This window comes from Cytobacillus sp. Bva_UNVM-123 (assembly GCF_046351715.2).
GTDB lineage: Bacteria > Bacillota > Bacilli > Bacillales > Cytobacillaceae > Cytobacillus.
Window position 1 is genome coordinate 2,058,848 of sequence record NZ_CM177772.1, and the last position, 14,294, is coordinate 2,073,141.

Consider the following 14,294-nt stretch of genomic DNA (forward strand, 5'->3'; position numbering starts at 1 on the left):
GGATTAAGCTGTTTAAGGTGATTGAATGAACATTAATATTTTAGGAGGCGGACCAATTCAGTTGCTGCCTCTTTTAACTAAATATGAGACAGAACAAGATAGATGGATCGGTGTAGATAAAGGCGTTATAACTTTGTTTTCGCTCGGTATAAAACCGATAAGTGCTTTTGGTGACTTTGACTCTGTTACAGTTAGCGAACTGGCAAACATTAAAGAAATCGTAGGAGAACTACATCAATATAGGCCAGAAAAAGATGAAACAGATATGGAGCTAGCAGTTTCGTGGGCGAAAGAACAACGTCCTAATAAAATTCGCATATTTGGAGCGACTGGCGGCAGATTAGATCATTTTTTTGCTAACATCCAGCTCCTTATTAAACCGATCTTGGATGGAAATCACGTTCCAATCGAAATCATTGATCAAAAAAATATTGTTTTCTTAAAGGCGCCTGGGAGCTATCCAATAAAAAAAAGTTTGGAAAAAAAGTATATTTCTTTTATCCCAATTTCAGCTGAAATTCATGATCTTTCTCTTGAAGGCTTTAAGTATCCGTTAAAAAATCGTCATATTCTGTTAGGTTCAACACTATGTATTAGCAATGAACTTATTAATGATTATGGTAATTTTTCATTTTCTACAGGCATATTAATGGTTGTAAGAAGTAATGATTAATCTTGAAATTAATAAGTACTTATCTTTTTATTTTGAATATGATGGTAATGATATTAGATGGATGTGGAAGATTGTGAGGAGGGACATGAGAAATGAGATTTTATACAATAAAACTGCCAAGGTTTTTAGGTAGCATTGTCCGCGCCATGTTAGGAACCTTTAAGAAAAATTAACAAGTCAAAAAGAAAAAGCGCCTCAATGTAGGTGCTTTATTTTTTGCTGTAAATACATAGTTGCTAAAATACCAATGAAGTTTATTAACGTGCTAAAGTAAAATGTTCTTGCGCTGAGGAAGCGAAGCGTCTGGAACGGAAATCAACGGATTAGTAAATAAGAACAAAAAAAGAGAGTGCACCTAAAAGTTAGACTTTTGGGACACTCTCTTATGCGTTATTATACGCGTTCTACCTTACCAGATTTTAGCGCTCTTGCAGAAACCCAAACACGTTTTGGCTTACCGTCTACAAGAATACGAACTTTTTGAAGGTTAGCACCCCAAGTACGCTTGTTCGCGTTCATTGCGTGGGAACGTGCATTACCTGTAGTTGTTTTTTTACCAGTGACAACACATTTGCGTGGCATATTTATTTCCCTCCTTAAAACAAAAGCTGATGCTAATTTTAAGCTTTCATCTGCTCTGTTAGATGACGATTTTAATTTAATGAGAAAAACAGCTATTTCGTTTTTCTGCCATTAAAGATACTTTAATAATTTATCATACAACTTTCTTTAATGCAATAGCTGTGTTTCAATAAAGTCAAGAAAAATTCCTTGACATAGCATAGTGGATTATAAGCTATAATATAGAATAGAACTATTACTTTAAATATTTGAATCCATATAGTAAAATGTTCACTAGCAGATAGTCTATTTTTACGTTTTCTTATTTTGCTAAAAGGGGGAACGAATAATGTCCATCGAATTAAAAACGAAATATGGGCAAATTGATATTTCAAATGATGTAATTGCAACAATTGCCGGTGGAGCGGCTGTTGACTGTTATGGAATAGTTGGCATGGCCTCAAAAAATCAAATTAAAGATGGCTTAACAGAAATATTGCGTAAAGAGAATTTTACTCGCGGGGTAATTGTGCGCCAGGAAGAAGATGTAGTACATATTGATATGTATATTATTGTGAGTTACGGAACGAAAATTTCCGAGATTGCTCATAACGTCCAATCGAAAGTAAAATACACTCTTAATCAAACAGTTGGACTGTCGGTTGACTCGGTAAATATTTACGTTCAAGGTGTTCGTGTAACGAACCCGTAGTGAGGAGGAAAGTTTTGTGTCTATAAAAGTTTTAGACGGAAAGCGTTTTGCAGAAATGGTTATTCAAGGAGCCAACCATTTATCTGCTAATGCCAAATTAGTAGATGCGCTAAACGTATTCCCTGTTCCTGATGGAGATACGGGAACAAATATGAATTTGTCTATGACTTCCGGTGCAAAGGAAGTAAAAAATAATGCCCAAGCACATATCGGGAAGGTCGGTTCGGCACTTTCGAAAGGTTTGCTCATGGGAGCACGCGGTAATTCAGGAGTGATTTTATCACAGTTATTTCGCGGTTTCTCAAAGGCAATTGAGCAGAAGGCTGAAATTAATGGTCAGGAATTTGCTCAAGCATTAAACAATGGTGTTGAAACTGCTTATAAAGCAGTAATGAAGCCTGTTGAGGGAACGATTTTAACAGTAGCGAAGGATGCAGCAAAAAAAGCAGTGCAAATAGCTAAAAAAGAAAATAGTATCGTAACCATTATGGAAGCGGTTGTAAAAGAAGCAAAAGCCTCTTTGGAGCGTACACCAGATTTACTACCTGTATTAAAGGAAGTTGGGGTAGTTGATAGTGGTGGTCAAGGTCTTGTTTTTGTTTATGAAGGGTTTCTTGCTGAATTGAAGGGTGAGCAGCTTCCTGACGCACCTACAGTATTTCCAAATATGGATGATCTCGTTAATGCTGAACATCATAAAAATGTTCAAAGCTTTATGAACACTGAGGATATTGTATTTGGCTATTGCACGGAATTTATGGTGAAGCTAGAAAGTGAAAAACTCGCAAAAAAACCATTTTCGGAAGAAAAGTTTCGTCAAGATTTAAGTGAACTTGGTGATTCATTACTAGTCATTTCTGATGAAGAAGTTGTAAAAGTACATATTCATTCTGAACAGCCTGGGGATTGTTTAACTTACGGTCAGCAATATGGCAGCTTAATCAATATGAAAATCGAAAATATGAGAGAGCAGCATTCTAATATTATTGATGAAGTGAAAACACCTCTTGTTTCTGAGAAAGAGCAAAAGTCAAAAGAAATAAAAGAATATGGGATCGTGACGGTTTCAATGGGGCGTGGAATTGCAGATTTATTCCGCAGTATTGGGGCGCATGCAGTTATTGAAGGCGGCCAAACAATGAATCCAAGTACTGAAGATCTCGTTAAGGCTATTCAAGAAGTAAATGCTAAAAAGGTTTTTATTCTACCAAATAATAAGAATATCATAATGGCTGCGCAGCAGGCAGCTGAAGTATCTGAGCAAGAAGTAGTTGTGATCCCTTCTAAAACTGTTCCGCAAGGGATGTCTGCTTTGCTTTCCTTTAATCCATCTGCTGATTTAGCGCAAAATAAGGCTAGCATGGATGAAGCACTACAACATGTGAAAACAGGGCAAATAACATTTGCTGTTCGCGATACGAGCATCGATGGTCTTGAGATTGAAAAAGACGATTTCATGGGTATTGCGGAAGGGAAAATCATTGTAAAAAATAAAGATAAAGTGCAAGCAGCTAAAGATTTACTAGCTGACATGCTTGATGATGATACCGAAATTCTCACTATCTTAAAGGGTGAAGATGCTACGGATGAAGAGGTAGCAGCAATTGAAGCCTATATGAGTGAAAAATATGAAGATGTAGAAATTGAAGTGCATGATGGCAAGCAGCCTTTATATGCGTTCATTTTTTCAATCGAATAAATTAGAAAAAGACGAACGAAAAGAAGGGGCTTCAATCCCTTCTTTTTTGACTATTACGGAAATATATGGAGTCTTATGAATTAAAACGAAAGGAGGTATAGCGGTTTTTACCGTTTAATAAATTGTGAATACTCAACTAACAAAGCCTGTATCTACTATTAAAGGAATCGGCGAAGAAACGGCAGAAGCTTTAGCTGACATGAATATTTTAACTGTTAAAGATATGCTTGAATATTTTCCATATCGTTATGAAGATTATCGCCTTCGAGATTTAGCTGAAGTTAAGCATGATGAGAGAGTAACGGTTGAAGGGAAGATACATAGTGAGCCTGTTCTTATGTATTTTGGAAGAAAACGTTCAAGACTGACCATTCGAATACTCGTTGAGAGATATTTGATCCAAGCTGTTTTATTTAACCAGCCATATATAAAGAATAAATTAGTCATAAATGAAACTGTTACAGTTTCTGGAAAATGGGATCAGCATCGTCAAACGATTACTGTAAATGAAATTCATGTTGGCATTCAGAAGAGCAACAAAGATTTCGAACCCGTTTATGCCGTTAAGGGGAAAATGACAGTTAAAGGGATAAGACGATTTATCAAACTTGCCTTCACACAATATGGTCAATGTATTGAAGAAAATTTACCTGTAAAATATGTAAATTCATATAAGCTTATGGATCGGAAGCATGCTTTAAAAACTTTGCACTTTCCAACGAACGAGCATGAGCTTAAACAAGCAAGGAGAAGGTTTGTTTTTGAAGAGTTTTTTTATTTTCAATTAAAAATGCAAGCGTTAAGAAAAGTGGAAAGAGAGAATTCAAAAGGAGTTACACAAAAGTATGACCTCGAAAAAATAAAGGCTTTTATTCATTCCCTCCCATTTTCGTTAACGAATGCTCAAAAACGAGTTATTAATGAAATTCTCTCAGATATGAAATCTCCTTATAGAATGAATCGACTCTTACAAGGTGATGTAGGGTCTGGTAAAACTGCAGTAGCAGCGATTGCTCTTTTTGCAAGTGTGAGCGCCGGTTATCAAGGGGCGTTAATGGTACCGACAGAGATTTTGGCAGAGCAGCATGCGCAATCTTTGACAATGATGCTGCAGTCATTCGATGTTCGCTGTGAGCTGTTAACAAGTTCAATTAAAGGAAAACGGCGGCGAGAGTTGTTAATGCAATTGAAAACTGGAGATATTGACATCTTAATTGGCACACATGCATTAATCCAAGAGGAAGTAGAATTCAATCAACTTGGGCTTGTTATTACAGATGAGCAGCATCGTTTTGGTGTTGGGCAAAGAAGGATTTTACGTGAAAAAGGTGAAAATCCGGATGTGTTATTCATGACAGCTACCCCAATCCCTCGAACATTAGCTATTACTGTGTTTGGTGAAATGGATGTTTCTATTATTGATGAAATGCCAGCAGGCAGGAAAACAATTGAGACTTATTGGGCGAAAGAAAACATGTTGGACCGCGTTCTAGGTTTTGTAGAAAAGGAATTAGCTAAAGGTCATCAGGCATATGTCATTTGTCCACTTATCGAAGAGTCAGATAAACTGGATGTACAAAATGCAATTGATGTACATAGCTCATTAATCCATTATTTTCAAGGTAGGTACGAAGTTGGGTTAATGCATGGTAGATTAACAGCAGAAGAAAAAGAGACTGTGATGAAAGCATTTAGTGTAAATGATCTGCAAATACTTGTTTCAACAACTGTTGTTGAGGTTGGTGTAAATGTTCCAAATGCAACAATAATGGTCATATATGATGCAGAGCGATTTGGGCTTGCCCAATTGCATCAATTAAGAGGAAGAGTAGGAAGAGGAAGTGAACAATCATACTGTATTCTTCTTGCCGATCCTAAATCAGAAGTGGGAAAAGAACGTATGAAGATCATGACAGACACGAATGATGGTTTTGTACTAAGTGAAAAGGATCTTGAATTAAGAGGGCCAGGTGACTTTTTTGGAAAAAAACAGAGCGGTCTCCCAGAGTTTAAGATAGCTGACATGGTTCATGATTATCGTGCATTAGAAACAGCGAGAATAGATGCAGCGGAGCTTGTGCAAACAAAGGAATTTTGGACTGCAGATGAGTATGTCCATTTAAGAAATTATTTAAAAGAATCAGGTGTTCTTAAAGGAGAAAAGCTTGATTAATATCATTATTGATTATATACTACTATTAGTACCTAGTCTTAATATCTCGGACGGTGTGATAAATGAGAAGAAATAAGAAAGATAGACAGCAATTATTAGCGGCGACAATTAAGGAAAACCCTTTTATTACAGATGAAGATCTTGCTGAAAAATTTTCCGTCAGTGTCCAAACAATTCGCCTGGATCGACTTGAATTAGCAATCCCAGAGTTGAGAGAACGGATTAAACATGTCGCTGAAAAGAATTTTGATGAAGAAGTACGAGCATTACCAATCGATGAGATTATTGGTGAAATTATTGATATTGAATTAGATAAAACGGCCATTTCCATATTAGATATTAAAGCGGAGCATGTATTTAAAAGAAATCAAATTGCCAGAGGACATCATTTATTTGCACAGGCAAATTCGCTCGCAGTTGCTTTAATGAATGATGAGCTTGCATTAACTGCTAAAGCTAATATCCAGTTTACACGTTCTGTAAAAGAAAATGAAAGAGTAATAGCGAAAGCTAAAGTTGTTAAAATTGATGCGGAAAAAGGAAGAACCATCGTTGAAGTAACAAGCTTTGTGAATAATGAATTAGTTTTTAAAGGCGAATTTATCATGTATCGCTCTGGAGGCAAACATTAGACTAATATTATTTTATCAAAATAAGATCATAAAGGATGTAGCTCTGCATGAAAATAGTTATTGATGCAATGGGAGGAGACAATGCTCCGAAGGAAATTGTCCTTGGAGCTATGAAAGCTGTCGAAAGTTATCGTGATATACATATTACCCTTGTTGGGGACGAATTGAAAATAAATGAGTATTTATCGAAACGTGACCAAATTGATGTTCTACATACTGAAGAGGTAATATTACCAACAGATGAGCCTGTAAGAGCGGTGAGACGAAAAAAGACAGCGTCAATGGTAATGGCTGCACAATTAGTTGCGGATGGACAAGCAGATGCTTGTATATCCGCAGGCAATACGGGTGCACTAATGGCTGCTGGATTATTCGTTGTAGGGCGAATTGAAGGCATAGAACGCCCTGCCTTAGCACCGACATTGCCAACGATTGGTGGAGAAGGCTTTCTCCTGTTAGATGTTGGTGCCAATGCTGATGCGAAGCCTGAGCATTTACTGCAATACGCCCTTATGGGAGCGATATATGCTGAGAAAGTTCGTGGGGTGTCTAATCCTCGTGTTGGTCTCCTTAACATCGGAACAGAAGAAAAAAAGGGAAATGAACTAACGAAAAATACCTTCCAACTTTTGCAGGGGGCAGACATTCATTTTATTGGGAATGTTGAAGCGCGAGATTTACTAGACGGTGTAGCTGATGTTGTTGTTACGGATGGATTTACAGGGAATATGGTGTTAAAAACGATTGAAGGTACAGCAATGACCGTTTTTAAGATGCTTAAAGACTCTTTGATGAGCAGCTTTAAAAGCAAGTTGGCAGCAGCTGTATTGAAGCCGGATTTAATGCAATTAAAAGCAAAAATGGATTATTCCGAGTATGGTGGTGCAGGATTATTTGGTCTTAAAGCACCAGTAATTAAGGCACACGGCTCTTCTGATGCAAATGCGATATTTAGTGCTATAAAGCAAACGAGAGAAATGGTTGAATACAATGTATCTAATACGATTAAAGAAGCGGTAGAAAAAGAATCTCAAAAATAGTTATCAAGGACAATCATATAAAGGGGAAGAATAGATGGGAAAAATAGCTTTTATATTTCCAGGGCAAGGATCGCAAACAGTCGGTATGGGTTTAGCACTTGCTGAAGCTGAACAATCGGTAATGGCCTTTTTTCAAAAAGCGGATAAAAAATTAAATCTTCCGCTTTCAGAGTTAATTTTTAATGGGCCTCAAGAAGAGTTAACATTAACTACAAATGCCCAACCTGCTTTATTAACAACATGCATTGCTATACTAGAGTATTTTAAACAATCTGGAGTAAAGCCTGATTATGTTGCGGGACATAGCCTCGGTGAATATACAGCACTTGTTGCTGCTGGAGTCATTTCTTTTGAAGATGGTGTTTACGCTGTCCGAAAAAGAGGTGAATATATGGAGGAGGCCGTGCCGAACGGTGAAGGAACGATGGCAGCAGTACTTGGTCTTGATCGAGATAAGCTTCGCGAAATTACGGAAGAGATTACGACTGAAGGGACAATTGTTCAATTAGCAAATTTAAATTGTCCTGGTCAGATTGTTATTTCGGGTTCAAGAAAAGGTGTGGAGCTAGCTTCACTTAAAGCAAAAGAATCAGGTGCTAAACGGGTGATGCCGCTAGTGGTAAGTGGACCATTCCATTCCGAACTAATGAAGCCTGCAGCAGAGAAATTCACATCAGTGCTAAACGATTTTCATATGAATGATGCAGCAGTCCCAGTAATTGCGAATGTGACAGCAAGAGAAATGACATCAATTGATGAAATGAAAGAGCGTTTAATTGAGCAGCTATACTCTCCTGTCCTATGGGAGGATTCTGTCCAAAGAATGCTCCAGTTAGGTGTAGACACTTTTATCGAAATTGGACCAGGAAAGGTTCTTTCTGGTTTAGTGAAAAAGATAAATAAAACAGTTCGTACATTTAATGTTTCTGACAAAGACACTTGTATGAATGTAATCGAGTTGTTAAAGGAGGAAAATCAATGAAGCTAGAAGGAAAAGTTGCGATCGTGACAGGAGCTTCCCGTGGAATTGGAAGGGAAATTGCACTTGAATTAGCGAGGCAAGGTGCTGACGTTGTCGTTAATTACTCGGGAAGCGAAGAGAGAGCAAACAATGTTGTAGCAGAAATTAAAGCTTTAGGTAGAAATGCTTTCGTATATCAATGTAATGTTGCGGACAGTGAAGCAGTTGCTAATATGGTGAAAGAAACGATTGAAACATTCGGCAAAATTGATATTTTAGTTAATAATGCTGGGATTACAAGAGATAATCTTATTATGAGGATGAAGGAAGATGAATGGGATGATGTCATTAACATCAACTTAAAAGGTGTTTTCCTTTGTACAAAAGCTGTGACAAGACAAATGATGAAACAAAGAAGTGGAAGGATTATTAATATTTCTTCGATTGTGGGTGTTAGCGGAAATCCAGGACAAGCCAATTACGTTGCAGCAAAGTCTGGTGTAATCGGACTTACAAAAACAACAGCCAAGGAGCTATCCTCACGCGGAATTACTGTTAATGCAATCGCGCCAGGATTTATTACAACTGATATGACAAATCAGCTGAATGATGATGTAAAGGAACAAATGCTACAGCAAATTCCCTTAGCTCGATTTGGTGATCCAGCTGATATTGCAAATGTTGTTGTGTTTCTTTCGTCAGAAGATAGTCGATATATGACAGGTCAAACACTTCATGTCGATGGTGGAATGTTCATGTAGTCCTAAATTTTTCGTAATAAAATGTTGTGAAGAAGATTTATTATTTAAGATAATTCCTTTATAATAACTTGAGGGGAGGTGAATAAGCATGGCAGAAGTATTAGAACGTGTAACGAAAATTATCGTTGATCGTCTAGGTGTTGAAGAATCTGAAGTCAAATTAGAAGCTTCTTTTAAAGATGATCTTGGCGCCGATTCCCTTGATGTTGTAGAATTAGTTATGGAATTGGAAGACGAGTTTGATATGGAAATCTCTGATGATGACGCTGAAAAAATCTCTACAGTTGGTGACGCTGTTAATTACATAAAAGCGAAACAATAATCTCTGAGATAAAACTAAAATGAATTTCTTTCGGTGAGGGTTAAACACCCTCACTGTATATTTGTAAAACAAAGTATTTTTTGTCCGTTATTACTTGGCCAGTTTAAAGTGTAAACATTATCAGCTTATCATTCAGGTAGTGACGGACAGTAAATACGATTTTCGATAAAAATTTAAAATGTTCATGTTAATGAAGCTCCGTTATGAACGGGGCTTTATTAGCTAGTCGGAAGTTTAAGTTTAAAATATCTGCTGCTAAATCGTATAAGAAAAGCTAAGGCATTTGCCGAAAAACTTGGCAAATGCCAAGTTTTTCTAATTCTTTTTGCGTTTTCTCACTACGTTTCGTAAACTTATATTTGAAAGTGTAAAGAGGTTTAAAATTAAATAAAGGTGATTCAAAATGAAAAATAATGGAAAAGAAAATAGGAATTTTCGTACAATTAATCAACAGTTTAAAGATTTCCAACGTAAGATTGGGATTGAATTTGCAGATGAAAGATTGCTAAAACAAGCTTTTACTCACTCTTCATTTGTGAACGAACATCGGAGAAAACCGAATGAAGATAATGAAAGACTTGAGTTTTTAGGAGATGCAGTCCTTGAGTTAACGGTTTCCAAATATCTATTTATAAAATATCCACTTATGAGTGAGGGAGAATTGACAAAACTGAGAGCTGCAATAGTATGTGAACCATCCTTAGTTACTTTTGCCAATGAGTTATCCTTCGGAGACCTTGTATTATTAGGAAAAGGAGAAGAGATGACTGGTGGAAGAGAAAGACCAGCCTTGCTTGCTGATGTTTTTGAAGCTTTTATAGGGGCTCTTTATTTAGATAAGGGATTGGATTCGGTTATTGATTTTCTAAGACAATCTGTTTTCCCAAAAATTAATGCAGGTTTATTTTCTCATTTAATGGATTATAAGAGCCAGTTGCAGGAATTAGTCCAGCGCGATGGGGTTGGCTTAATTGAGTATCAAATATTACAAGAAAAAGGTCCAGCCCACAATCGAGAATTTGTTTCCAAAGTATCGATGAATGGAAAAGAATTAGGAATTGGTGTTGGTCGTTCGAAAAAAGAAGCAGAACAGCATGCGGCCCAAATGGCCTTAGAAGTATTAATGCGTCAAAAATAGAACACTGATCGCTTAATTATGGTGCAAGAATAGGGGGAGCCACAGTTGTTTTTAAAACGATTAGATGTCATAGGATTTAAATCGTTTGCTGAGAGAATAATGGTTGATTTTGTACCGGGTGTGACAGCTGTAGTTGGCCCAAATGGAAGTGGAAAGAGTAATATTACCGATGCCATCAGGTGGGTATTAGGAGAACAATCAGCAAAGTCTTTACGCGGGGCAAAAATGGAAGATATTATTTTTTCCGGAAGTGATTCACGCAAGCCGTTGAATTTCGCGGAAGTTACACTAACATTAGATAATGAGGATCAATGTTTGCCTATTGATTATAATGAGGTTAGTGTAACCCGAAGAGTATATAGATCAGGAGAAAGTGAGTTTTTAATTAATAAGCAAGCTTGCAGGCTAAAAGATATTATTGATTTATTTATGGATTCTGGACTAGGTAGAGAGGCTTTTTCTATTATTAGTCAAGGAAGAGTTGAAGAAATTCTTAATAGTAAAGCAGAAGAACGGAGAACGATTTTTGAGGAAGCAGCAGGTGTACTGAAATATAAACTAAGGAAAAAAAAGGCTGAAGGAAAGCTGACTGAAACTCAAGATAATTTAAATCGTGTCAATGACATTGTTTATGAACTAGATAGCCAAGTTGAGCCCCTAAAAATTCAAGCCTCAATTGCAAAAGATTATCTTCAGCAAAAGGAAGAGCTTGAAAAAATTGAAGTTGCTTTAACTGCATATGAAATTGAGGAGCTACATGCGAAATGGGAGCAGCTTTCCAAAGATTTAGAGTTACATAAAGAGAAAGAAATTGAACACTCAGCTAGCCTTCATGGAAAAGAAGCAGAAATCGAGGAGTTACGTGATCATGCAGCAGCGATTGACGAATCAATTAATGAACTGCAAACGGTGCTTCTCAGTGTAAGTGAGGAACTGGAGAAATTAGAAGGCAGAAAAGAAGTACTAAAGGAAAGAAAGAAAAATGCCGCTCAAAATGAAGCTCAGCTTAAAATCAGTATCAATGAGCATACTGAACGTGATTTTGAATTAACGATTCAAAAGGAAAAACAACTAGAAATTTTAAAGGAGTTAGAAAGCTCTGTACTTAAACTTCAAGCAGAATTAAAGGAAAAGCAAGATTTACTTATTCAATTTAGCGAAAATACTGAACAAAAAATTGAATCTCTTAAAAGTGATTATATCGAAGTTCTTAATAAACAAGCAGCTGCCAAAAATGAGCTTCAAAACATCGAACAGCAAGTAAATCAAATAGAAATAAGGAGCATAAGGCTCGAACAAGATAATAAAAATAGTCTGGTCGATCGACATGTTCTTATGGAGAAGAAACAAAATGTTGAGTCTCTCCTTTTAAGTGTACAGAAAGATCTTGACAATCAAGTAAAGCTATTTCGTGACGAACAAAAAAAGCTAGAGTCATTAAAAAATAATTACCAGAAGCAAGAAACAACACTTTACCAAGCCTATCAATATTTGCAAAAGGCGAAATCTAGACAAGAGATGCTTGAGGAAATGGAAGAAGACTTTTCTGGATTTTTTCAAGGGGTAAAGGAAGTTTTAAAAGCTCGAGGAACGAAACTCCAAGGTATTGAAGGGGCAGTTGCAGAATTAATTCATGTTCCAAAGGAGTTCGAAATCGCGATTGAAACAGCTCTAGGTGGAGCCATGCAGCATATTATTGTTGCGTCTGAACAAGATGGTAGAAATGCTATTCAATATTTAAAAAAAAATTCATTTGGCAGGGCAACTTTTCTTCCGCTAAATGTTATGAAAGGGAAAAGTTTAAACGAAAGTCAGATTCGAGCGATAAAAGACCATCCTTCTTTCGTTGGAGAAGCTGTTGAAGTCATTCAATTTGCTCCTAAATATAAAGAAATGATATGTCATTTACTTGGCAATGTTATCATTGCGAGCGATTTAAAAGGAGCAAATGAAATCGCAAAAACATTGCAATATCGTGTGAGACTTGTAACCGTTACAGGAGATGTTGTCAATCCAGGTGGTTCGATGACAGGTGGTTCCTTCAAACAAAAAACAACCTCCATCTTAAGTAGAAAAGGTGAACTTGAAGAATTAAAAACAAATATTATTGAGATGGAATCAAAAACAACGAGTCTTGAAATACAAGTTAAACGTTTAAAAACGAATATTCAAGAGCTTGAAGAAAAGTTGGATGAGCTTAGAGTAACTGGAGAAGAACTTCGATTGCGTGAACAAAAAGTAATTGGCGATTTACGTGAGGTTGAATTTGAGGAAAAAAGCGCCAATGAAAGGCTTTCTCTCTACGATTTAGATAAAGCTCAATTTTCTGAGGATAAAGAAAAGCTGTTCGCAAGAAAAGCACAGCTACATTCATCCCTCGCAAATTATCAATCTGAAATCATGTCGCTTGACAGGGAAATCACATTATTGACAGAACGAAGACACACACAGCAAACGTCCAAAGAAATACTTACTGCGGAAATGAACGAGCTTAAAGTTAATTATGCTGCAAGAAAAGAGCAGTTTAACCATGCCAAGGATAAGTATGAGATGATTTTGGCTAATATAGAAGTGAATAAAGAAAAACTATCGGTGATGACAGAAGACCTCGAGCTTTTATCTTCAGACATGTCGAATAGTTCATCAGGTGAACAACAGCTTGAGGAAGCAGCAAGAAATAAACTTCATGATAAAAATAATACAATTGCCCTTATTTCTTCTAGAAGAGAAGAGCGAATGAAACTGCAAACAGCACTGGAGGATCTGGAGCTGGAAACAAAGGAGTTAAAGAGGCTGCATAAAGGAATGGTTGAAGGGTTAAAAGATGAAGAAGTAAAATTAAATCGACTAGATGTTGAGCTTGAAAATCGGCTAAACCATCTTCGAGAAGAATATTTACTTTCATTTGAAGCAGCGAAAGAACAATATCCTCTACTGATCCAAGCAGAGGAAGCAAGAAAAAAAGTGAAACTCATTAAACTTGCCATTGAAGAACTAGGAACAGTCAACCTTGGTGCGATCGAGGAATATGAACGTGTATCAGAGCGGTATGAATTTCTCCTTGAGCAGAAAAATGATCTACAAGAAGCAAAGGACACCTTATTTCAAGTGATTGATGAAATGGATATTGAAATGAAAAAGCGGTTTGAACAAACGTTTGAAGGAATTCGCTTTCACTTTGAATCAGTGTTCCAAGCATTATTTGGTGGTGGAAGAGCTGATTTAAAATTAACCGATCCGACAGATTTATTGAATACAGGTGTGGAAATTGTCGCACAGCCTCCAGGGAAAAAACTGCAAAATTTAGGGTTATTATCAGGAGGTGAGCGTGCACTTACTGCAATCGCACTTTTATTCTCAATCTTAAAGGTTCGACCTGTACCATTTTGTATTCTTGATGAAGTAGAGGCTGCACTTGATGAAGCAAACGTTTTTCGTTTCAGCCAATATTTAAAAGGTTATAGCAATGAGACACAATTTATAGTCATCACGCATCGAAAAGGAACGATGGAGGAAGCAGATGTTCTATATGGGGTAACCATGCAGGAATCGGGTGTATCTAAATTAGTGTCAGTTCGATTGGAAGAAACAAAGGAATTAGTTACAAAATAAGGAAGTGAAA

13 protein-coding genes are annotated in these 14,294 nt (G+C 36.7%); 12 read left to right on the forward strand and 1 reads right to left on the reverse strand.

From position 1 onward, the window contains the following. The first annotated feature begins 25 nt into the window (after nt 1-25). Nucleotides 26-673, forward strand: coding sequence for a thiamine diphosphokinase (locus KDN24_RS10145; protein WP_409974742.1), 648 nt, complete (start codon nt 26-28; stop codon nt 671-673). Nucleotides 674-765: 92 nt separating this feature from the next. Next, complete coding sequence (gene spoVM / locus KDN24_RS10150) at nt 766-846, forward strand: stage V sporulation protein SpoVM (protein ID WP_409974897.1); 81 nt, start codon at nt 766-768, stop codon at nt 844-846. A 220-nt stretch (nt 847-1,066) separates the two neighbouring features. Here spoVM and rpmB read toward each other — a convergent pair whose 3' ends face one another. After that, complete coding sequence (gene rpmB, locus KDN24_RS10155) at nt 1,067-1,255, reverse strand: 50S ribosomal protein L28 (protein WP_066393509.1); 189 nt, start codon at nt 1,253-1,255, stop codon at nt 1,067-1,069. Nucleotides 1,256-1,583: 328 nt separating this feature from the next. Between rpmB and KDN24_RS10160 the strand changes: the two genes are divergently transcribed. From KDN24_RS10160 to smc, 10 genes are all read left to right on the forward strand, one after another. Continuing rightward, entirely contained in the window at nt 1,584-1,946 is a 363-nt protein-coding gene (locus KDN24_RS10160; RefSeq protein WP_409974743.1) for an Asp23/Gls24 family envelope stress response protein, read from the forward strand. A 16-nt stretch (nt 1,947-1,962) separates the two neighbouring features. After that, nucleotides 1,963-3,645, forward strand: a complete 1,683-nt coding sequence (gene fakA, locus KDN24_RS10165; protein WP_409974744.1) for a fatty acid kinase ATP-binding subunit FakA — start codon at nt 1,963-1,965, stop codon at nt 3,643-3,645. A 124-nt stretch (nt 3,646-3,769) separates the two neighbouring features. Continuing rightward, nucleotides 3,770-5,818, forward strand: a complete 2,049-nt coding sequence (recG, locus tag KDN24_RS10170) for an ATP-dependent DNA helicase RecG (RefSeq protein WP_409974745.1) — start codon at nt 3,770-3,772, stop codon at nt 5,816-5,818. 62 nt (nt 5,819-5,880) lie between these two features. Next, nucleotides 5,881-6,450 (forward strand): transcription factor FapR, encoded by a 570-nt coding sequence (gene fapR / locus KDN24_RS10175; RefSeq protein WP_409974746.1) that lies wholly within the window; start codon nt 5,881-5,883, stop codon nt 6,448-6,450. Between the two features lie 47 nt (nt 6,451-6,497). Further along, a complete protein-coding gene (plsX, locus tag KDN24_RS10180) occupies nt 6,498-7,490 on the forward strand; it encodes a phosphate acyltransferase PlsX (protein ID WP_409974747.1) in 993 nt (330 codons plus the stop codon). Nucleotides 7,491-7,524: 34 nt separating this feature from the next. After that, nucleotides 7,525-8,472 carry an ACP S-malonyltransferase gene (gene fabD / locus KDN24_RS10185; protein WP_409974748.1) on the forward strand — a complete coding sequence of 316 codons (948 nt, stop codon included), beginning with the start codon at nt 7,525-7,527 and terminating at the stop codon, nt 8,470-8,472. Further along, nucleotides 8,469-9,212: a 3-oxoacyl-[acyl-carrier-protein] reductase gene (gene fabG, locus KDN24_RS10190; RefSeq protein WP_409974749.1), complete on the forward strand. Its 744-nt coding sequence runs from the start codon at nt 8,469-8,471 to the stop codon at nt 9,210-9,212. Before fabD ends, fabG begins: the two co-directional genes overlap by 4 nt. A gap of 88 nt (nt 9,213-9,300) precedes the next feature. Continuing rightward, nucleotides 9,301-9,534 carry an acyl carrier protein gene (locus tag KDN24_RS10195; RefSeq protein WP_066393525.1) on the forward strand — a complete coding sequence of 78 codons (234 nt, stop codon included), beginning with the start codon at nt 9,301-9,303 and terminating at the stop codon, nt 9,532-9,534. A gap of 403 nt (nt 9,535-9,937) precedes the next feature. Further along, a complete protein-coding gene (rnc, locus tag KDN24_RS10200) occupies nt 9,938-10,672 on the forward strand; it encodes a ribonuclease III (RefSeq protein ID WP_409974750.1) in 735 nt (244 codons plus the stop codon). Between the two features lie 45 nt (nt 10,673-10,717). Next, on the forward strand, nt 10,718-14,284 hold the full coding sequence (smc, locus tag KDN24_RS10205) for a chromosome segregation protein SMC (protein ID WP_491348404.1): 3,567 nt from the start codon (nt 10,718-10,720) through the stop codon (nt 14,282-14,284). Nucleotides 14,285-14,294: the final 10 nt, after the last annotated feature.